This window comes from Arthrobacter sp. 10N44_2, from assembly GCF_056394385.1.
Genome location: NZ_JBFTHT010000004.1, coordinates 46,296 through 67,173 on the forward strand (window position 1 = coordinate 46,296; position 20,878 = coordinate 67,173).

A 20,878-nucleotide genomic window follows, 5' to 3' on the forward strand; every position below is an offset into this window, starting at 1 on the left:
GCTTCGATTTGTAACTGGGCCCGGGCTCGCGTAAAGTAATTCGAGGTTCGGGGAGAGAGAAGTTCTCCAAGAGCCGAGAATGCGCCCATAGCTCAGCTGGATAGAGCGTCTGTCTACGGAACAGAAGGTCAGGGGTTCGAATCCCTTTGGGCGCACAGATGAAGATCCGCCCCGGTTCACCGGGGCGGATCTTTTGCTTTAACCGCCGGATGCCCTAGGCGCCAGGGCGCCGGCCCGGCTGCTTTAGGCGCCAGGCTGGGCGCCGGCGCGGCCGCCTTAGGCGCCGGCGGCAGCTGTTGGGCCGGAGCGGCCCGGCAGCAGGTCTCAGGCCGTGGACCGGACGATGATGTTGCGGATGTCGTCGAAATGCGTGCTGAGCCGCTCGGAGGCGAGTGCCTTGTCCGCCGTTGCGACAGCCTCATAGATCCCCCGGTGCACTGCGGCCGTTGCCTGCAAGTCGACGGCGTACGGCCCGCCGAGTTCGAGGTGGATACGGCGGTAGACCTTCCAGAAGACGTCCATCAGGCTGATCAGCAGGTCGTTGTTCAGCGGCTCGAAAAGCCTGCGGTGGAACTCCGCGTCGGCCTCGATGAACGGCTCCCCCGCGTCGGCCAGCGCTTCCATGCGGTTCACGGACTCCTCCACGGCGGCCAGCTGTTCGGCGCTGATCCGGTCCATGGCGGCGCCGACCAGGCCGGATTCGAGTGCCTGCCGGACCTCCACGAGCTGCAGGGCTTCCTCGCCCTGGTGGCGCAGCGACAGCCGGGCGCGGAAGGTGAGCCCGTCGGTCAGGGCCTCGAAATTGCTCGGCGCCACGAACATGCCGAATCCGTGGCGGATCTCAATGACACCCAGCGCCTGGAGCGCCTTCAAGGACTCCCGCAGGGTGTTGCGGCCGACGCCGAGTGCCGCCGTCAGCTCGTTTTCGGTCGGCAGCGGGTCGCCGGGAACCAGGTCGCGTTCCAGGATCAGCTCCAGGATGTCCGACTGGAGCGCCCGGAGCCGGGCCTGGGCGCTGAACCTTGCCAGCGGTATGGCCGGGCCTGTTGTCATGTTGCGTGCGGCCATGGCCGCCTCCTCCCCCAAGTATGGTCCCAACAGTATCGACCGTCCCCCGTCCTGCAAAGGGTTCGGCCCGGCACATTACGCCGGAAGCCCGCATCTCCGGAGCCCGGAGCTCCCCCGGATCCGGCCGTGGCCCCGGCGTAGGCTGGTGCCATGACGGCACAGATTGAGCGGGAATTCGATGTCATTGTGATCGGCGCCGGGGCCGTGGGCGAGAATGTGGCGGACCGCGTGGTCCGCGGCGGCCTGACAGCAGTGCTCATCGAGGCGGAGCTGGTCGGCGGCGAGTGCTCGTACTGGGCCTGCATGCCTTCGAAGGCCCTCCTGCGGCCGGGCACTGCGCTGCATGGCGCGCAGACGGTCCCCGGCGCCCGGGAAGCGGTCACCCGCACCCTGGATCCGGCAGCCGTGCTGAAGCGCCGGGATTACTTCACCTCGAACTGGCAGGACGACAGCCAGGTCAAGTGGGTGGAGGACACAGGCATCGAACTGATCCGCGGCCACGGCTGGATCACCGCCCCGCGGCACGTCGAGGTGGCCGGGCTGGACGGCAACGGCTACGCACTCACGGCCCGGCACGCCGTGGTGGTCGCCACGGGCTCCGCCCCGAACCAGCCGCCGGTCGAGGGGCTTCACGACGTCGAGTACTGGACCACCCGGGAGGCAACCTCAGCCCGCGCGGTTCCCCCGCGGCTTGCGGTCCTCGGCGGCGGCGTTGCCGGCGTCGAACTCGCCCAGGCCTATGCCCGGCTTGGTTCGTCCGTGACGCTCGTGGCCCGCGGCGGGCTCCTGGGTGTTTTCCCGGAGCAGGCCGCGGATCTGGTCGCTGCCGGCCTGCGCGCCGATGGCGTCGATCTCCGCCTGCACACTGGCACGCGGAGCGTGCATGAGAACGAGGACGGCTCCCTTACGGTCGTGCTCGACGGCGGCCCCAAGGGCGGTCCCACGGGCGGCCCCAAGGACGGCCCGGGCGCCGGGACCGCTGACGGCACGGCCCATGGCGCCACGATCACGGCGGACAAGCTGCTCGTCTCCACCGGCCGGCACCCCGCCCTAGAGGGACTCGGCCTGGACAGCGTCGGCCTCCCGGCACCCGAGGGCGGGACCCTGCGGCTCACCACCGATTCCACCGGACTAGTCCACCACGCCACCGAGAACGATGTGTCCGGCAACCCGTGGCTCTACGCTGCCGGCGACGCCGCCGGACGGGCCATGCTGACGCACCAGGGCAAGTACGGTGCGCGGGCCACCGGAGACGCCATTGCCGCCCGGGCCAAGGGCGAACTCCGCGGCGAGCCGGCACCGTGGAGCCGCTTTGCCCAGACGGCCTCCGAGCACGCGGTGCCGAACGTGGTGTTTACCGATCCGGAACTGGCGAACGTCGGCCGGACCATGGCGCAGGCGGAGAAGGACGGCTTCCGGGCCTCCGCCGTGGAACTCCCCATCCAGGTGGCCGGCTCTTCGCTGCACGCCGAACACTATGAAGGGTGGGCGCAGCTGGTCATCGACGAGGACCGCAAGGTGCTGCTGGGCGCCACGTTCGCCGGCCCGGATGTCGCTGAACTCCTGCACGCAGCCACCATTGCGGTGGTGGGGGAAGTCCCGCTGGACCGGCTGTGGCACGCCGTGCCCTCCTATCCGACCATCAGCGAAGTTTGGCTCCGCCTGCTGGAGGAGTACGGCCTCTGATCCGTTGATCACAAGCGGCTGTTCTATTTGAACTGACCAGTCAGTTCGGTTAGCCTTGAAGCAGACCAGACCCTGCGAAAGGCTTACATGCTCTCCGTGCAACAGCTCCGTGTGAACGGGCGCCGGAATGACCTGCTCCCACCCACGTCCCTTGAGGTACGTGCCGGGGAGCTGCTCTTGGTTGAAGGCGACGGCCAGGACCAGCGAACAGCCCTCGCCCTCACACTCAGCGGCCGGATGAAGCCCTCCGGGGGAGTGCTCAGCTGGGACGGAAATTCCAAGATTAAGCGCCTCCGGTTGGCCAGTGCACTCGTGGACTCCCCCGGTGTCAACGAGCCCGAACAGCATCTCAGCGTGGGCGACCTCGTCACCGAGGACCTCGCGCTCATCCCCCGGCGCTATCGTGGTGCTCTGCTGAGCAAACCCTGGCTCAAGGTCAACCGCTTCGAGGACATTGCCGGCCTCTGGACCGAACAGATTCCGGCCCGGCGACGCGTCGAACTGCTCACCGCCCTTGCCCTGGCCAACCCCGGAACAGATCTGCTGGTGGTCGATTCTCCGGACAGGCACAGCGCAGATCCCGCGGACTGGCTTCCCAGGCTGGAAGATCTGGCGCACGACGGCGGCCGGCCGCTCGCCGTCGTCGTCACCGTCGCGGCACTGCCGGACGGCTGGACCGGGCCCTCCGCCGCAATCGGGAACGCCGTTGAGGCTGCCGCCGCAACGGTTTCCATCGTTGACGCATCCGCGGACCCCTCCCAGCCTGATGCGCAGAAGACAGAAGGCCATCCCGCGAAACACCGGAACCCTGAACACATCCCGTTCGAAACCGAGGCCCTAAAGTGACTGTTCTGCGGCTGGCCCGCTCCGAGCTCAAGCGCATGACTGGCGGGCTCCTGCCCAAACTGACCATCCTGGCGCTGACCATGGTGCCTTTGTTGTACGGCGCGGTGTATCTCTACGCCAACTGGGATCCGTACGGGAACCTGGACCAGATCGACGCCGCCTTGGTAGTCGAGGACACCGGCGCGTCCGCCAGCAACGGGACCCGGCTCGAGGCGGGGAAAAAGGTCGCCGACAGCCTCGTGGACGGCCACGTCTTCAACTGGCAGAAAGTCACCACCGCCGCGGAAGCGGACCAGGGCGTGAGCAGCGGCAAGTATGCGTTCGCGCTCAAGATTCCCAAGGACTTCTCGGCCAACCTGGTTTCCCCGGGCAGCTTTGACGCCGCGAACCAAGCCATGCTGAATGTCACCACCAACGATGCCAACAACTACGTCCTCAGCAACATCGTGGACAAGCTGACCACTGCCGTGCATTCGACGGTTGCCAAGGAAGTGGGCGAGGAGACTGCGAACCAGCTCCTGACGGGCTTCGGCACAATCCATACTCAAATAGTCCAGGCCGCCGACGGGGCCGGAAAACTCTCCGACGGCGTTGCCAGACTCCGGGACGGGGCAGCCAGTTTGCATTCCGGAACGAGCCAGCTGAACGGCGGAGTCGCAGAACTCGCCGCCGGCCAAATGAAGCTGCGCGATGGCGCCAACCAGCTCAATTCAGGCGCCGGCCAGCTCAGCGCCGGCCTGACGCAGCTGAAGGACAGGACGGCCACGCTCCCTGCCGACTCACAGAAACTCGCGGACGGCGCCGCGCAAGTCGCGGCAGGAAACGCGGCATTGAACACGAAAGTCCAGGACGTCGTCGGGCAACTCAGCGCTGCCGACAAGGGCCTCCGGGACCGTGTGGTGCAATCCAACAGCCGTCTGGTTGCCGCCGGGATCATCACCCCCGACCAGGCCGGCAAAATCCTGGCCGATTTCGATACCGCCGCAGCCTCAAGCCCGGTGGCCGATGCGAAGTCCAGAATCCAAACAGATGCAGCCCAGATCCAGCAGCTTGCCGACGGATCCGCCGCCGTAAGTTCCGGGGCGGCCAAACTTGCGGGAGCGACGCCGGCCCTGACTGATGCCATCTCAAAGGCTTCAGACGGCGCCAACCAGCTCTCAGCCGGCTCGGCCGCGCTGGCCGCGGGCGAGCAGAGCGCTGTCGACGGCACTGCCAGGCTCGCAGATGGCGCCCGGCAGCTCGACGACGGGGCGGGCCAGCTGGAGGACGGCGCCCGCACGGCCTCGGATGGCGCCGCCACCCTGGCCTCAGAGCTGGACAAGGGTGCCGGGAAGATCCCCAATCCCGATGATGCCCAGAAGAACAGCCTGTCAAAGGTGATCGCGGACCCTGTTGCCGTCAGCGACGTATCCCAGGCCAAGGCTGCGTCGTACGGTGCCGGCCTGGCGCCATTCTTCCTGACCCTGGCCCTGTGGATCGGCGTATTCATGCTGGTCCAGGCCATGCGGCCCATCACGCAACGCGCACTGGCGTCCAACGCCCCGTCATGGAAGATCGCCGTCGGCGGCTGGCTGCCATTCTTTGCCGTTTCAGTCATCCAGGCCACGCTGCTCACCCTCGTGGTGGACCTGGGCCTGGGCCTCAAGCCCGCCCACCCGGTGCTGATGTGGTTGTTCATGTTGGCGGCCGCTATGGCCTTCAGTGCCATCATCCAGGGCGTCGTGGCCCTGCTGGGAACTCCCGGAAAATTCGTGGTGCTTATCCTGCTGGTCCTGCAGCTGGTTTCCTCCGGCGGAACCTTCCCGTGGCAAACCACCCCGCAGCCGCTGCACTTTGTCCACGAGGCGCTGCCTATGGGTTATGTGGTGGCCGGCATGCGGCACCTGATCTACGGCGCGGACCTTTCCTTGATCGTGCCCACGGTGGTTGGCCTCCTTGGGTACACTGTGCTCGGGGCGGCGCTTTCCACACTGGCCGTTCACAAGCACAAGTTCTGGACCCTGAAGTCCCTAAAACCGGAGATCGCCGTATGAGCACAGTGGGGGCCGGGGAGAAGAAACTCCGTCCCGCCCGCACGAACGCCACGAAGCAGAAACTGTTCGAGGCGTCCATGGATCTGATCGGGGAGCGCGGCGCGGCGGGCGTGACGGTGGACGAGATCGCCACGGCAGCCGGGGTGTCCAAGGGCACGGTGTATTACAACTTTGGCAGCAAGTCGGACCTGATCGCCCAGCTGCTGCGCCACGGCGTGGACATCCTCCTGGCGCGGCTGCTGAGTGTCCGCGACGGCTCCGCCGACCCCCTCGCCGCCATGGAGGAAATGATCGGCCAGGCCATGGACTTCATGGCCGAGTACCCCTCCTTCGCCCGGCTTTGGGTCAGCGAAAGCTGGCGGACCCCGAGCGAATGGCAGGACACCTTCGCCGAGCTCCGCGGGCGCCTGCTCGCGGTGATCGGCTCTGCCATCGACGGGGTCGCCGCCGTCTATCCCGTGGATTCCGCCGTTTCCCGGGGCAGCCTGGAAACGGCAATCTTCGGGGCCTGCTTCGTGGTGGGACTGGACCGCCAGACGTACAACCCGGAGCGGACCAGGGAGCAGAGTGTGGCCGCAATCATGGCCTCCATGCGCGGCTACGTCGTGAAGCAGCCGCCTGCTCAGGCATGATTATTCACATGCGTCACATGGGTACCAACGGGAAAGTCGCCATCGGAGCGTTTCTCACTGCCCTGGCACTTCTGGTCCTGACCGGAATCACCCTGCAAGAGTGGGTGCTGGTGTGGTTCGTCGGGGCGGCCGCGACGGCCTATGTGGCCTGCGTGGCGGAGGTGGTGGTCCGGCGCCGGCACAAGACTTTGGCCGCGAGCGGGGTAGGCAGCATCCTCTTCATCGCGTTCGGGGTCGCTTTCCTGCGTCAGTGGGGGCTGGCCTTCAACCCCGATCCCGACGCCCTGTCCACGCGCGTCGATTCCGAGCATCCGGATTTGTACTTCTATCTGGCCGCGGCCGCCGGAGCCGTCACCTTACTGTTGCTGTTCGCCGGCACTGTACTGCCTGGCAGGAGCCGCGGCCGGCGTTCCCCGGGCCGTGCTCCGCGACGCCGCCCGGCGTCCGGCGCGCGGGGAGCGGGGGCCAGGTCTGCGAATCCGCGGCTCTCCGCACCGCGGCCGACGTCGAGAGGAACCGCCGCGCGCCCGGCGGCTCCGCGGGCGGCTGCTCCGCGGGCCACTGCCCGGCCCGCGGCCAAGTCACCGGCGAAGACACCGGTCAAGCCGGCAATGAAGGCACCGGCCAAGTCGCCTGCCCCGAAATCACCAGCCCGGGCCTCGGCCCGCCGCTGAGTCCCGCGCATCACCACCCGGCGGAGAGGTTCAGCACAGGAGTTTCCGCCGGAAGGCAGCCCAGGAGTTCAGCTCAGAGGTTTCGAGGCCTGTCTTCCCGTGGGGTGGCATCCGGACCCGGGGCCGTGTCGGTCCGGGTTACGTCCTCGCGGCTGCGCTGGTCGGCTGACACTGGCTCGCCGGACGCTTGCTCGCCGGAAGACGCTGGCTCGCCGGAAGACGCTTGCTGGCCGGACGTTTGCTGGCCGGGGACGTGGCTGCCCGTTGTGGTTTCGGCGGCGGCCCTCTCGGCGCGCAAATCCCCGCGGGTCGGCATCTGCCCGCTTTCGCCGCCGCGTTCAGATGTGACTACGTCCGGGTCCACTTCGTCGGCTTTGCGCAGTTGCTCCTGCGCGCCGGAGCGGACGCTTTCGGCTTCTTCCTGGCGCTTGCGGGCTTCCTGCCGCAGCCGCTCGGCCTCGAGGTCGGCCTCCTGCGCGTCGGCCTCGGCACGGGCCGCCTTGGCGTCGCGTTCCCGCGCAGCGAATTCGTCGGCCTTGGCCTGTTCACGCATCTCGGCCGCACGGTTCCGGTCTGCGGCCACCTTGCGTTTGCGGCTGACCATGACCGCCACCGCTACGATCGCGAGCACCACGACGATGCCGACAATAATTCCTATGAGCTGCCCTGAATCCACGTTGATCACCTTTTCTCCGGGTTGCAACAGATGCCCCAAAACCACTGGAAAAAACCACATGACTAAACAGCATCAGTAAACCGCAGATCGGCGCAGGTTGCTATGGATTCCGCAGCCCTCACCGGGCGGACCTGCGGCTATTTGGCGCGGGGGACCTTGAAGTGGGTCAGCTTGGCGTCCTGCCCGTCCAGTTCGGCCCAGGACTTTTCCGTTTCCAGGATGGTCAGCCCGCTGGTCGGATAGCGCGTGGCGGCGTCCATGTAGGCATCGTGGTCGGAGTCGCGCGACGCCAGATGCATCGCAAGGTCCTGCACCCCGGGCATGTGGGAAATCACCATGAGGGTGGTGACGGTGTCAGGGACGTGGTTGATGACGGCCAGCATGCGCAAGGCGGAGGCGGCGTACAGCCCATCCTCGAGCTTGGGCGTCGGCGCCTTGTCTCCGAGGGCGTGGCACACCCACGTGCAGGTCTGGCGGGTCCGCAAAGCGCTGGAGCAGAGGATGAAATCAGGAACCACGCCGTGCTTGAGCAGCCACTTTCCGGCGACTGGGGCGTCCTTGTGGCCGCGTTCTTCGAGCGGCCTTTCGTGGTCGGCAACCCCGCCGGGCCAATCGGACTTGGCGTGCCGCATGATCACCAGCCGTTTGATGTGATGCGCGCTCATGCCCCAATCCTAGTGCGGCGGCTGGCCCACGGGCGCGCATCCCACCAGCGTCCGTTCAGTCTTCAAGGACAAAGGTCACTTCCAGCACGACGTGCCAGGCAACGACGGCGCCGTCGCTGATTTCGACCTTTTGTTCCTTCACCCATGCCCCCGTGACATTGCGAAGGGTCTTATTGGCCCGGTCGACGCCCTCCTTGATGGCGGCATCAAACGAGGTCTTGGAGTTCGCGCTCAGGGTAGTAATCCGTGCAACAGACATGTCTTCCTCCCAATAGTCGGCTCAACGGTCCGAGACTACGCCGGACCCCCGAAAGGCAACAGAGTCCAACCAAAACCACCAGCAGCGGCGGCAAAGGCCCGTCAGCCAGACCGCGCAAAGCCACGTTCCGGGTAGTGAGGGCGCTGTAGCGCAGCGGCACGTCCCGAAAGCGCCGTTGTCGCGTGAGCTCCGCCGTCGGGGTTCCCTGACCGTGGGCCCACGCCGGCGGGGGACCCGGCCTGAGCTTGCGAAGGCTGGGAGCCGGTGGGGACGTGCGAGGTTAGGGGGACGGCGGGAAGGGGCGAGCGCAGGCGCCGAGGGATCGTGCCGCGAAAGCGAAAGCGCCCGCTCCCTGGGCAGGGAACGGACGCTTTGCGTGGGCTAGAAGCTAGATCGAGTATTCCGGAGCGGCCCAGACAACCACTTCGGGGTGCTCGTAGAACCGGTAACCCTGGCCGCGCACGGTGCGCACGGTGTTGGCGAGGCGGCCCAGCTTGGAACGCAGGCGGCGGATGTGGACGTCGATGGTCCGCTCATTCGGGACCTCTTCGGCGTTCCGCCACAGGCCTTCGAGGAGCTCGTCGCGGCCCACGGTGCGGGTGCCGTTCTCTACGAGGTAGTTCAGGAGCTCGAATTCCTTGAACGTGAGGTTCAGGGATTCGCCGTCGAGGTGCACCTCACGGCGGGCGAGGTCGATCAGCACCCCGGACGGCCGCGGATCCTGCGGCTGCTGCAGGCGGGCGGTCTCGGTGCGCTGGCGGGCCCCCGCAGTGGGGTCACCGAAGGTCGAGCGGACGACGTCGAGGGCGGAACCCGGGGCACTGGCCGGCGCGACGGCGACGGCGGCATAGCTTTCGGCGCCGGCCACGAGCGACTGTGCGTAGGCCCGGATTTCCTGGGCAAGCTTGGCGATGGATGTGCCGGCTGCAGCCGCGGTTTCCTCGTCGATGCCCATGTACAGCACGAAACCACGGGCGACGTTGTCGCTGGGGGCCGGACGGACCGGGCTGCCGGCACCCGGGGCGATCACCGGGGTGGGCGCCGTGGCGGGGGCGGGAGGGACGGCACGGAGCTGGCCGTAGGAGTCAGGGTTGTAGCCCTGCGCTGCATATCCGGGGGCGGGGAAGCTGCCCGTGGATCCGGCGGGGGCGAACGCGGAGCGCCCGCCAAAGCCCTGGCGGATCCCTGAGGCCTGGCCGGCCTTGCTGGCGTTACGGACGGAGATGTGGACGTATCCGGATGCAACTGACATGGAATGCTTACCTCAATGTGAATGGCCGTCATCGCGGCTCGAATGCTTCTTTCCCCGCAATGAAATTGGGGAGGGGCGCCCGACTCTGGGCTGGGGGGCGAATACCTGGAAACCTTTAGGGGTGTAAAAGTTAGGCGTGCATTCGACAACAGCGCATCTCGGTACCAGCGGGTGTGCTGATCCAGGAAGCTGCGGCTGCAGGTGCTGTTGAGTTCTTGTTCACAATTGAAGTGTGCAACGTAACAATGTAAACGTGCAAGTAACAATGGACCCCAGGTTCCACATAGTGAGACAGATCGAGGATTTGTAGCGCAAGTCACAATTCTGCAGCGGCAATAAAATAACAAGTGTTTTACTGACCGGAAGGTCAGCAAGTGCGCTTTCTCGAATATTATTCGGTCAAGGCCGACTGCATCAGGCAAATCATTCACAGCACGGCGAGTTGGGCCAAACCGCGCCTGCCCACCGCCGCCTGCGAGGCGGTCCACGGAGTGGGCAGCCGGCATCGCCGCCGGTCAGGCACGGTGGCGATGGCGGCTGCGGCGGGTCAGTTCGACTGGCCGGTGGCCGTCGCCGCGACCACCATGACGGAGGCCGCCGTGTAGCCGGAGCCGTCCTTGGCCGCCACGATCCGCACCGTCCCGCCCGCCACGATGTCCGCGACGCTCAGCTGCGTGCCCGCGCCGCCGGCCTGCTGGCGCCGCTGTTGCAGATTACTCACCACGACGTCGCTGCCCAGCGCATAGCTGCGCGTGAAACCGTCGCTGCTCTTGACGGTCACGGAGGACGAGCTGACCTCGCTCACTGTGCCCAGCTGCTCGGCCATCGTGGTGTACGCGCTTCCTTGCAGCACCACGTATTCGGCGTGTACTGCCGCGGAAAGCCCGCTGCCCATCCCCCCGGCAGCGAAGTCGCCGGGACCGCCCTGCCCCGGCATGCCGCCGCCCGCGAAACCACCTTGCGCGGAACCGTCTTGCGCTGAACCTGGCGCGCCCGGGGCGACACCCTGGCCGCCGGGTCCGCCGGCGCCCGCCCCGCCGGCCGCACCGGTGGCTGCCGTTGCGCTTGAGGTGAGGGCATAGACGCCCGCCCCGGCGCCGACGGCCAGGACTGCGGCGGCTCCGGCGACGGCGAGCCCCCGCTTGAGGGTCCATGGCTTTGCCGCCGAGGCCGTCTTGGCGGAAGTTCCCGGCGCGCCCCAGCCTGTGGCTGCGGCGGGCACAGGTTCCTGCCGGGGCATGCCCCAGGCAGGTTCCGAGGCCGGAACCGTCCAAACCGGGGGCGCGCCCCAGCCGCCGGCAGCGCCTGCTTCCGGCCGCCCGCCGTCAGCGTGCCCGGTTTGGACTGTTCCGGCGTCGGTGTGTCCGGCGCCGTACTGCCAGGCAGTACGGGGTGTGGTTACCGGCGCGGGCGCCGCTGGCGCGCCGGTGGTGGGCGTGGGGGCTGGCTCGGGGGCTGGTCCGGAACCGGCTCCGGGATGCTGACCGCTCATGGTATTTCTCCTTTAGGGTGCGGATCGGTGTTCACCCCAGAGTGGTGAGCGATCCTGTGCCTGGGCTGTGCGGGCCGACAGCCCGGCCTGTGACGTTGGCGCCGGACGGTAAAGGGGTTTGAACATGGCCGGTGCGGCCCGTACGGTCCCGCAACGGCATCCAGCTCGCTAGGCTGGGATTCACAGGTGCCGCACAGGGTCCCCAAAGCCCCGCCTAACCGGCAGATCGGAGAGTTGTCCCCATGGCCACTTCGCACTCCATGACCAACAACCTTCCCCAGCTCACGCATCCGGACGGCTCCCCCATCCGCGCCCTCGTGGTGGATGACGAGCCCAGCCTCTCCGAGCTCATGAGCATGGGGCTCCGGATGGCCGGCTGGTCTGTGGCCGTAGCCGAGGACGGGCCCGGAGCCGTCCGGCTAGCCAAGGAGTTCCGCCCCGACGTGCTGGTGCTGGACGTGATGTTGCCCGGGTTCGACGGCGTCGAACTGCTGAACAGGATCCGCGCGTTCGCGCCGGAGGTGCCGGCGCTGTTCCTCACCGCCAAGGATGCCGTCCAGGACCGCATCACCGGACTGGCGGCCGGCGGCGACGACTATGTCACCAAGCCGTTCAGCATGGAAGAGGTGCTGCTGCGCCTGCACCGGCTGGTCCAGCGCTCCGGAGTGGCTGCCATGGACACCGCCGAACTCGTAGTGGGAGACCTCGTGCTCAACGTCGACACCCGCGAAGTCACCCGGGCCGGTGAGGAAATGCACCTGACCGCCACGCAGTTCGAGCTGCTGCGCTACCTCATGGAAAACCCGAAGCGGGTCATCAGCAAGGCCCAGATCCTGGACCGTGTCTGGGACTACGACTTCGGCGGCCAGGCGAACATCGTGGAACTGTACATTTCCTACCTCCGCAAGAAGGTCGACGCCAACCACGCTCCGATGATCCACACGGTGCGCGGAGCCGGGTACGTCCTGAAACCGGCGGACTGATCCGTGCCCTCACTTTCCGGCATGACCCGCGTCCCCGGACGCGACTGGCGCAACCCGTCGACGTGGCATTTGCGCACCCGGCTGGTCCTGGTCGCCATGGCGCTGCTCGTGGCCATCTGCGGCGCTGTGGGCTTGTTCAGCTACGCCTCCATGGACCTCTTCCTCACCCGGCAGCTCGACACCCAGCTGGACCAGGCCTCGCACCGTTCGAGCGAGTTCGGCCGGCCCTCCTCCGACGATTCGGGCAGGCGCCCCGACCCCCTCGAAGCCCGGGGACAGGGCGTCGGGACGCTTAACGCACGGATAGTGGACGGCGAAGTCAGCAGGGCCGGGTTCCTGGCCGGGGACGGCGCGGTCAAGAGCCTCTCCCCCGCCGACAACAAGGTTCTCCTGGCCCTCACCCCGAGCGGCGTGTCCGTGGACCGCAGCCTTTCGGCCGGCGCCTACCGGCTCACGGCGGCGCGAACACCGTACGGTGACGTGATTGTGACCGGACTCCCGCTGGCAGAAAAACAAAGCACCCTGGCCTCCCTGGTCTGGACCATGGTGGTGGTGTCCGCAGGCGGGCTCGTGCTGATCGGGCTCGCCGGCACGGCCCTGATCCGGCGGACCATGAAGCCGCTGGAACAGCTCTCCGAGGTTGCCACTAAGGTCTCCCGTCTCCCGCTGGACGCCGGCGAGGTGGCGCTCGGGGTCCGCGTCCCGACGTCGGCGGCCCATCCCGGAACGGAAGTGGGCAGCGTGGGCTACGCGCTGAACAAGATGCTGGACAACGTCTCCAACGCTCTCGAGGCGCGGCAGGAGAGCGAGATGAAGGTCCGGCAGTTCGTCGCCGACGCCTCGCACGAACTCCGCACCCCGCTGACGGCCATCCGCGGCTACACGGAGCTGATGCGGATGACCGAGCATTTCACCCCCGACGGCGAGAGGTCCCTCGCCCGTGTGCAAAGCCAGTCCGAGCGGATGACCACGCTCGTGGAGGACCTGCTGCTGCTGGCGCGCCTGGACGAGGGACAGCCGCTCAAAATCTCCGACGTCGACCTCACCCAACTGGCCATCGAGACGGTCAGCGATGAGAAAGTCATGGCCCCGGACCGCATCTGGCAGCTGGAACTTCCGGACGAGCCCGTGGTGGTGCGCGGTGATGCGACCCAGCTTCACCAGGTCCTCGCCAACCTGCTGTCCAATGCGCGCAAGCACACGGAACCCGGGACCAAGGTGGTCACGGGCGTCATGCGCTCGGCTGACGGCAGTGCCGTGGTCACCGTGACAGACAATGGCAGCGGCATCGCCCCGGAATTTATCGGCCGGGTCTTCGCCCGCTTCACCCGGGCCGACGCCTCGCGCACCAATCCGGCGTCGAACCCCGCAGCCGTCCCCGCCGATTCTGCCGTCGCGACGGCCAGGGTCGGGTCCGGGGCTCCCGCACGCTCGTCCTCCGGCGCCGTTTCCGGCAGCCGCGGAGGTCACGGCACGGCGACCGCCGCGCCGACGTCCGAGGGCACCAGCGGGTTGGGCCTGTCCATTGTCCAGTCGATCGTGGAGGCCCACGGAGGAACAGTCGAGGTCACGTCCCGGCCGGGCCGCACGGAGTTCGCCGTGCGGCTGCCCGCCTCGCCGCCGCCGGCGTAACCGGAACGGCCGCCGCCGGCGCAAACGACCCGGACGGTCGACCGGCGAGCCCGGCGCAACCCGACACCCCGGCACTGTGACTCCTGTTACCAAAATGTGACTTAAGCGGCCGGGTCCTGTAGCGTCGTTAGCGTGCGCCGCCATCGGTGCCGCATATCCGGACGGACGCCAAACTCTGCCGCTTCCCGGATTCCGCTGGACCAGGCAGAGGCGGGGGACCCAGAGTTCCCGGGCAATCTGCTTTCATGCGCCCTCGGGGTGAAGCCGACACGTGATGTTCCGTGCGGCCGGATGACCTCATCCGAACCCGACAGCTAACTCCGCCGGCGTTGAGAGGCCACCATGACTGAATTCCAGGTACAAACACGCCCTGACGGCGGTTCGCATTCCCGCTCAGTTGGCGCCGCCAAGTCGCGCCACCGCGCCGAACCGGTCAAGCAGGCATCCGCCCTGTCGAGGTTCGCCGCCGGGCTCGGTGTAACCGGCCGCCGTGCCGCCGTCGTCACCGCCGCTTGCGCGCTGCTGCTGGGTGGCGGCGCCGCCAGCCAGGCGGCAGAGCCGGGCGCCCACACGGCGAATGTTGCGAGCCAGACGGCCACGATCGCCGACCCGCTGGCCAAGCTCAACTTCGAGCGGGTCCAGGTGGCTGGGCCGACCGCTCCAGCGGAAAAGAACGTGGCTCCCCAGATCTCGGAGGTTAAGGCAGCCGAAGCGCTGATCCACGCCCCCGCTGCTGCCGCGCCGGCAGCCGCGGCAGCACCCGCTCCGGCCCCCGCGGCAGCCCCTGCACCTGCTCCGGTTCCCGCGGCAGCTCCCGCTCCGGCAGCCGCTCCGGTCCCCGCAGCCGCTCCGGCCCCCGCGCCGGTCGCAGTCGACGACCCCGCCGGCGCGCAGGCCTACGCCGCGTCCCAGCTGGGAAGCTATGGCTGGGCACCCGGCCAGATGCAGTGCCTGCACAAGCTGTGGACCAAGGAATCCGACTGGAAGACCACCGCCACGAACGCCAGCAGCGGCGCCTACGGCGTGGTCCAGTCCCTGCCCGCCTCGAAGATGGCGAGCGCCGGCGCCGATTACATGACCAACTACCGGACCCAGATCAACTGGGGCCTGAACTACGTCAAGTCGCGCTACGGTTCCCCCTGCGGCGCCCTGAACTTCCACTACGCACACAACTGGTACTAAACCGGCACTAGCCGCCCCCGCCCTGGAGGCCCCGGATCCGCATGGATCCGGGGCCTCTTTGCGTCTCCACGGCCGGACCGGCCCCGGCGGCCCGGACTTCCACAGCCCCCGCACAGCTTGACCCTAAAGCCCTCATATGGGCCGCCGGGAAAGTTGAGCCATGACATTCACAGACCAGGCCACAGGAACCCTGCCCCGCTCCACGGCGACGCCGGCCGGCCCGGCGGCCCCAGGGGCACCCTCGGGGCTTGCACTGGCCGACGCACCCGTCCCGGGCCCGATCGCCGGGGCCCTGACCGGCCCCGGCGGCCGGCGCACGGCCATTGATACGCGCGCCAGCACGCCCCTGCTGGACGTCACCATCCCGGTCTTTAACGAGGAACGGGACCTCGAGGCCTGCCTGCGCCGGCTCCACGCGTACCTGCTCGGCGCCTTCCCGCATTCCTTCCGGATCACCGTGGCGGACAACGCCAGCACCGACGGAACGCTCAAGGCCGCGGAACGGGTAGCCCGCGAGCTGCGCGAAGTGACGGTGGTCCATATGGCAGAAAAGGGCCGCGGAAACGCACTCCGCAAGGTGTGGCTGGCCTCGCCGTCGCCGGTCCTGGCGTACATGGATGTGGATCTTTCCACTGATCTGGCGGCCCTCGGCCCGCTCCTTGCCCCGCTCATTTCCGGGCACTCCGACCTGGCGATCGGGACACGGCTGACCCGCAACTCCCGCGTGGTCCGCGGACCCAAACGGGAATTCATCTCGCGCAGCTACAACTTCCTGCTCCAGGCCCTCATGGGCGCCCACTTCAGTGACGCGCAGTGCGGCTTCAAGGCGATCCGGGCGGACGTGGCCCGGCAACTGCTTCCCCACACGCTGGACAACGCCTGGTTCTTCGACACCGAGCTGCTGGTTCTGGCAGAAAAGTGCGGCCTGCGCGTCCACGAAGTCCCGGTGGACTGGACCGACGACCCGGATTCCAGCGTGGACATCGTCCAGACGGCCCTCGCGGACTTGCGCGGCATGGCACGGTTGAGCCGGGACCTGGTCTCGGGCCGGATCCCGGTTCCCGACCTGCGCGCGGCCCTGGCCCGCGGACCGCTGCCGGCCGCCTCGCGGGCACAGGAACAAAGCCCCGGCGGAAGCCTCTTCGGACAGCTCGTCCGCTTCGGCAGCATCGGGGTGGCCTCCACCCTGGCCTACCTGGCGATTTTCCTGCTCTGCCGCGGGTTCATGGACCCGCAGCTGGCAAACTTCCTCGCCTTGCTCACCACCGCCGTGGCCAACACTGCGGCCAACCGGCGCTTCACGTTCGGCATCCAGGGCGGCAGCCAGGCGGCTCGCCACCATTTTGAGGGGCTGCTGGTCTTCGGCATCGGGCTGGCCCTGACCTCGGGCGCACTCGCCCTCGTTCACGCCGCGTCGGGAGCGGCCCCGGACCGCTGGCTTGAACTGCTCACGGTCACCGCCGCCAACCTGGCCGCCACGGCCGTGAAGTTCCTGCTCTTCCGGTTGGTGGTCTTCCGCCACAGGCCCGCCGCTGCCGTTCCGGCGCCCGGTGCCCCCGATCATTCCCTCCCCCGCACAGAAAAGGCCAAGTAAATGACGGCAACCATCAGCCCCACCGCCGGAGCCCAGGGCGGTTCCCCGGTCGGCAGGCCGCCGGCCGCCGAGGAACAGCCACACCCGGTTCCCGGAGACGGCGGGACGGCGCCCCATCTGCCCGCGTCCCCGGCGCCGGCCGCCCAAAGCCGCCGGGACCGGCTGCTGTTCGGACCGCAGCCCCGCTGGGTGCGGCCCTCGGCAGCGCTGCTCCTGGTGGTCACCGCGGCGTTGTACCTGTGGAATCTGGAGGCCACCGGCTACGCCAACTCCTTCTATGCCGCGGCGATCCAGGCCGGGACCAAGGACTGGACCGCGCTGCTCTTCGGTTCCCTCGACGCCGGCAATGCCATCACGGTGGACAAGCCCCCGGCCGCACTCTGGATTCCCGCCCTCGCGGGACGGATCTTTGGTTTCTCGGCCCTGAGCATGCTCATTCCCCAGGCGCTCATGGGAGTGGCCGCCGTCGGGCTTCTCCACCTGACCATCAAGCGGGTGTCCGGGCCGGCCGCGGGCCTGCTCTCCGGCGGCGCCCTGGCGCTGACCCCGGTGGCCGCCCTCATGTTCCGGTTCAACAACCCGGACGCGATGCTCACCCTGTGCCTGGTACTGGCGGCCTACCTCACCACCCGCGCCATCGAGAAGGCCGGCTGGAAGTGGCTCGCCGCGGCCGGCGCGGTCATCGGCCTGGCGTTCCTGAGCAAGATGCTGCAGGGCTTCCTGATCGTTCCCGGGCTGGCCCTGGCCTACCTGTGGGCGGCGCCCACCACCCTCGGCCGCCGGCTCCTGCACCTGCTGGCGGCCGCCGCCGGGATCGCCGTCGTGGCCGGCAGCTACGTTGTGCTGTTCCAGCTGACGCCGGCCTCGGTCCGGCCGTACATGGCGGGGTCTGAGACCAACAGCTTCCTGGAACTGACGTTCGGCTACAACGGCCTGGGCCGGATCACCGGGTCAGGCGGGGGCATGCCCGGCGGAGGAAACCTGGGAGGCAACGCCGGCGGCCCGGGCGGCAACGGAAACGTCGGCTTCGGCGGCGCGGCCGGGATCACCCGGATGTTCGGGACCAGCTTCGGCGGCGAGGTGTCCTGGCTGCTGCCGGCGGCCCTGATCCTGCTGGCCGCCGGGCTGTGGTTCACCCGGCGCGAGGCCAGGACCTCAAAAACCCGTGCGGCGCTCCTGCTGTGGGGCGGCTGGCTGGTCATCACTGCGGGGATCTTCAGCTTCATGAGCGGCACCGTACATCCGTACTACGCCGTGGCGCTGGCCCCCGCCATCGCGGCGCTGGCCGGCATCGGTTCCCTGGAACTGTGGCGGGGCCGGGCCTACTGGCCCGCCCGGGTTGTCCTGGCCGTGACGGTGCTGGCCACCTCGGTCTGGTCGGCTGTGCTCTTGGGCCGCGACCCGTCCTGGCTTCCCGGGCTCCGGGTGATCATCGTGGTCCTGGGCGTGCTCGCCGCCGCGGCCCTGCTCCTGCGGGCGGACGGCATGGCGGCTCTCCCGGCGCGGTTCCGCAAGGCCGCCACGGCCGGCGTCGTGATCCTCTGCCTGCTTGCCGGCGGGCTCGGAAGCACCGCGTGGACACTGGCGACCGTCGCCCAGCCGCATTCCGGTTCGATCCCCACGTCGGGCCCCACCGCGTCCGCGATGGGCGGCGGCTTCGGGGCGGCAGGCAGGGCCGGCACTGCCGGCGCGGGCAGTGCCGGCAGTGACGGCATGGGCGGCGGCCCCGGCGGGGAAACGTCCTCGGCGGAGTTGACCGCGCTGCTGAAGTCCTCCGGCGCCAAGTGGTCCGCGATTGTCTCCGGCGCCACCCAGGCCGCGAGCCTGGAACTCGCCACCGGCACCAGCGTGATCGCGCTCGGCGGCTGGAACGGCGGCGACCCCTACCCGACGCTCGCACAGTTCCAGGCGATGGTGGACCGCGGCGAGATCGGCTACTTCATTTCCGGCGGCATGGGCGGCATGGGCGGGGGCCGCGGAGGCAACTCCGAGGTCGCCACCTGGGTCGCGGCCAACTACCAGGCCCAGACCGTGGGCAACGCCACCGTCTACAAACTGGGAGCGTAGACCGCCATGACTGACACCCTGAGCCCCCGCCCCGACACGGCGCCGGCCCGCACGCCGGGGCGGCCGCGGCCGCAAGCCCGGGACCGCCGTCGGCGACTGGAGCCCCCGGCTGCCGGCGGCACGCGCGCCGTCCTTGGCGCCCCGGCCCTGCGGATGCGGCTGGAACTGGCGGGGCTGCTGCTGGCCACGGCCGTGCTGTACCTGTGGAACCTCGGCGCCTCCGGCTGGGCAAACGCGTTCTACTCCGCGGCGGCCCAGGCCGGGTCGCAGGATTGGGCGGCCTGGTTCTTTGGCTCCTCCGACGCCGCCAACGCCATCACCGTGGACAAGCCGCCGGCGTCGCTGTGGGTGATGGGCCTGTCGGTGCGGATCTTCGGGCTGAGCTCCTGGAGCGTCCTGGTGCCGCAGGCGCTCATGGGGGTCGGCACGGTCTGGCTGGTATATCTGGCCGTCCGCCGGGCCGCGGCCCCCGCCACGGCTGACGCCGGCCTGGCCCACCGAGCGGGGCTCCTCGCCGGTGCGGCCATGGCGCTGACACCGGTGGCCGTGCTGATGTTCCGGTTCAACAACCCCGACGCCCTGCTGGTGCTTCTCATGACCGCGGCCGCCTACGCCGTGTTGCGTTCCATCCAGGACGCGCGCGTGCGCTGGCTGCTGTTCGCCGGGGTGCTGCTGGGCTTCGGGTTCCTCACCAAGCAGCTGCAGGTCCTGCTGGTTGTCCCCGGTTTCGCCGTGGCCTACCTGCTCGCGGCGCCGGCAGCGGCAGGCAGGCGCATTCTTCACCTGCTCGGCGCGGGCGCGGCGATGGCCGTCGCCGCCGGGTGGTGGCTGGCCGGGGTCGAACTCATTCCGGCGGCGGACCGCCCGTACATCGGCGGCTCGCAGAACAACTCCATCCTGGAGCTGACCCTGGGCTACAACGGCCTGGGCCGGCTGAACGGGGATGAAACCGGGAGTGTGGGCGGCAGCAACGGCTGGGGCACGCCTGGGCTGTTCCGGCTCTTCAACAGCGAGTTCGGCGGCCAGATCGCCTGGCTGCTGCCCTCGGCGCTGCTGCTCGGAGCGGGGCTGCTCTGGCTGGGCCGCCGCGCGCCGCGCACCGACCCGGTACGGGCCTCGGTGATCATCTGGGGCTCCTGGGTTGCCGTTACCGGGCTGACGTTCAGCTTCATGGCCGGGATCATCCACCCGTACTACATGGTGGCGCTGGCGCCCGGGATCGCCGGGCTCGCCGGGCTCGGCGGCGTCCTGCTCTGGCAGCGACGGAACCAGCCCGTGGCCGCCGCCGTCCTCGCGGTGGCGATCGTGGCGGCCGGCGCCATGGCCGCCGAACTCCTGGTCCGCACCGCGGCGTACATGCCGTGGCTGCGCTGGGTGACGCTGCTGGGCGCGCTCGCCGCCGCCGGCCTGGTGCTGGCCGCCGCGGCCCCGGGCGCCAAGGGGGCCGCGGGGGTGAAAGGGACGGGGATGATGGCGTCCAAGACGGTGGCGCGAACGACGGCGGCGCTCGCCGTCGCCGCGGCCCTCGCCGGTCCGCTGGCCTACTCGCTGTCCACCGCGGCCACGGCCCACAGCGGCTCGATTGTCAGCGCCGGGCCGTCCGTGTCCGGACGGGGCGGGGCCGGGATACCGCCGGCCCTCGGCGGCGCGGCAGGAGGCGGCTTCGGCGGTGCCACGACGGCGAACGGCAACGGCACAGGCACAGGCCGCGGACCAGGGGCGGGCGGAATGGGCGGCCTGCTCGGGGCCAGCACGCCGTCGGCGGCGCTCGTGGCCGCGCTGCAGACAGATGCCGGGACCTACACGTGGGCCGCCGCCGTCGTCGGATCCAACAACGCTGCCGGCTACCAACTGGCGACGCAGCTCCCGGTGATGGCCGTGGGCGGCTTCAACGGCACGGATCCCGCACCGACCCTGGCGCAGTTCCAGCAATACGTGGCCGACGGCAGGATCCACTACTTCGTTGCCGGGCGCCTGATGCAGGGCGAAAGCGGAGCCAACGATGCCGCGCAGATTGCCGCCTGGGTGCAGGACAACTTCACCGCCCGGACCGTGGGCGGGACCAGCGTGTACCTGCTGGCCGGGTAGGCGGGCGACGCCGTCGGGTCCGGGCCGGGCGGCGGCGGGGCTGGAAGGT

The 20,878-nt window shown here is 69.0% G+C and carries 17 protein-coding genes, 1 tRNA gene and 1 riboswitch; of the genes, 12 read left to right on the forward strand and 6 right to left on the reverse strand.

The window, feature by feature from the left end; translation table 11 throughout:
• Positions 1-81 precede the first annotated feature (81 nt).
• Positions 82-155, forward strand: a tRNA-Arg gene (locus AC1DBX_RS06225).
• A gap of 169 nt (positions 156-324) precedes the next feature.
• On the opposite strand, the gene AC1DBX_RS06230 is transcribed toward AC1DBX_RS06225, so the two are convergent.
• Positions 325-1,053 carry a FadR/GntR family transcriptional regulator gene (locus AC1DBX_RS06230; RefSeq protein ID WP_476850662.1) on the reverse strand — a complete coding sequence of 243 codons (729 nt, stop codon included), beginning with the start codon at positions 1,051-1,053 and terminating at the stop codon, positions 325-327.
• Positions 1,054-1,218: 165 nt separating this feature from the next.
• Here AC1DBX_RS06230 and AC1DBX_RS06235 point away from each other — a divergent pair, with 165 nt between their 5' ends.
• The 5 genes from AC1DBX_RS06235 to AC1DBX_RS06255 all read left to right on the forward strand — a co-directional run bounded on the left by AC1DBX_RS06235 (position 1,219) and on the right by AC1DBX_RS06255 (position 6,939).
• Entirely contained in the window at positions 1,219-2,754 is a 1,536-nt protein-coding gene (locus tag AC1DBX_RS06235) for a dihydrolipoyl dehydrogenase family protein (RefSeq protein ID WP_476860421.1), read from the forward strand.
• An 87-nt stretch (positions 2,755-2,841) separates the two neighbouring features.
• The gene (locus AC1DBX_RS06240; RefSeq protein ID WP_230008012.1) at positions 2,842-3,600 is read left to right on the forward strand and encodes an ABC transporter ATP-binding protein; all 759 of its coding nucleotides are present in this window, start codon (positions 2,842-2,844) and stop codon (positions 3,598-3,600) included.
• On the forward strand, positions 3,597-5,633 hold the full coding sequence (locus AC1DBX_RS06245) for a YhgE/Pip family protein (RefSeq protein WP_476931305.1): 2,037 nt from the start codon (positions 3,597-3,599) through the stop codon (positions 5,631-5,633). The genes AC1DBX_RS06240 and AC1DBX_RS06245 overlap by 4 nt, the downstream gene beginning before the upstream one ends.
• Positions 5,630-6,265 carry a TetR/AcrR family transcriptional regulator gene (locus tag AC1DBX_RS06250; protein WP_230008014.1) on the forward strand — a complete coding sequence of 212 codons (636 nt, stop codon included), beginning with the start codon at positions 5,630-5,632 and terminating at the stop codon, positions 6,263-6,265. Before AC1DBX_RS06245 ends, AC1DBX_RS06250 begins: the two co-directional genes overlap by 4 nt.
• A 17-nt stretch (positions 6,266-6,282) precedes the next feature.
• Positions 6,283-6,939: a hypothetical protein gene (locus AC1DBX_RS06255; RefSeq protein ID WP_476931306.1), complete on the forward strand. Its 657-nt coding sequence runs from the start codon at positions 6,283-6,285 to the stop codon at positions 6,937-6,939.
• Between the two features lie 73 nt (positions 6,940-7,012).
• Here AC1DBX_RS06255 and AC1DBX_RS06260 read toward each other — a convergent pair whose 3' ends face one another.
• The 5 genes from AC1DBX_RS06260 to AC1DBX_RS06280 form a co-directional block, all read right to left on the reverse strand.
• Positions 7,013-7,615 (reverse strand): hypothetical protein, encoded by a 603-nt coding sequence (locus AC1DBX_RS06260; protein ID WP_476860424.1) that lies wholly within the window; start codon positions 7,613-7,615, stop codon positions 7,013-7,015.
• A 137-nt stretch (positions 7,616-7,752) separates the two neighbouring features.
• On the reverse strand, positions 7,753-8,280 hold the full coding sequence (locus tag AC1DBX_RS06265; RefSeq protein ID WP_018774262.1) for a SixA phosphatase family protein: 528 nt from the start codon (positions 8,278-8,280) through the stop codon (positions 7,753-7,755).
• A 55-nt stretch (positions 8,281-8,335) separates the two neighbouring features.
• Complete coding sequence (locus AC1DBX_RS06270; protein WP_230012628.1) at positions 8,336-8,539, reverse strand: dodecin family protein; 204 nt, start codon at positions 8,537-8,539, stop codon at positions 8,336-8,338.
• Between the two features lie 388 nt (positions 8,540-8,927).
• Positions 8,928-9,791, reverse strand: a complete 864-nt coding sequence (locus tag AC1DBX_RS06275; RefSeq protein ID WP_018774264.1) for a winged helix-turn-helix domain-containing protein — start codon at positions 9,789-9,791, stop codon at positions 8,928-8,930.
• Between the two features lie 547 nt (positions 9,792-10,338).
• Positions 10,339-11,283: a hypothetical protein gene (locus AC1DBX_RS06280; protein WP_476931307.1), complete on the reverse strand. Its 945-nt coding sequence runs from the start codon at positions 11,281-11,283 to the stop codon at positions 10,339-10,341.
• 242 nt (positions 11,284-11,525) lie between these two features.
• Here AC1DBX_RS06280 and AC1DBX_RS06285 point away from each other — a divergent pair, with 242 nt between their 5' ends.
• The 6 genes from AC1DBX_RS06285 to AC1DBX_RS06310 all read left to right on the forward strand — a co-directional run bounded on the left by AC1DBX_RS06285 (position 11,526) and on the right by AC1DBX_RS06310 (position 20,829).
• Complete coding sequence (locus tag AC1DBX_RS06285) at positions 11,526-12,266, forward strand: response regulator transcription factor (protein ID WP_079551963.1); 741 nt, start codon at positions 11,526-11,528, stop codon at positions 12,264-12,266.
• 21 nt (positions 12,267-12,287) lie between these two features.
• Positions 12,288-13,898, forward strand: a complete 1,611-nt coding sequence (locus tag AC1DBX_RS06290; RefSeq protein ID WP_476857764.1) for a sensor histidine kinase — start codon at positions 12,288-12,290, stop codon at positions 13,896-13,898.
• A 183-nt stretch (positions 13,899-14,081) separates the two neighbouring features.
• Positions 14,082-14,241, forward strand: a riboswitch (cyclic di-AMP (ydaO/yuaA leader).
• Positions 14,241-15,080 carry an aggregation-promoting factor C-terminal-like domain-containing protein gene (locus tag AC1DBX_RS06295; protein ID WP_476931308.1) on the forward strand — a complete coding sequence of 280 codons (840 nt, stop codon included), beginning with the start codon at positions 14,241-14,243 and terminating at the stop codon, positions 15,078-15,080. Its footprint overlaps the riboswitch before it by 1 nt.
• Positions 15,081-15,240: 160 nt before the next feature.
• Entirely contained in the window at positions 15,241-16,674 is a 1,434-nt protein-coding gene (locus AC1DBX_RS06300; RefSeq protein WP_476931309.1) for a bifunctional glycosyltransferase family 2/GtrA family protein, read from the forward strand.
• On the forward strand, positions 16,675-18,741 hold the full coding sequence (locus AC1DBX_RS06305) for a glycosyltransferase family 39 protein (RefSeq protein WP_476931310.1): 2,067 nt from the start codon (positions 16,675-16,677) through the stop codon (positions 18,739-18,741).
• A 6-nt stretch (positions 18,742-18,747) separates the two neighbouring features.
• Positions 18,748-20,829, forward strand: coding sequence for an ArnT family glycosyltransferase (locus AC1DBX_RS06310; RefSeq protein WP_476931311.1), 2,082 nt, complete (start codon positions 18,748-18,750; stop codon positions 20,827-20,829).
• Positions 20,830-20,878 lie beyond the last annotated feature (49 nt).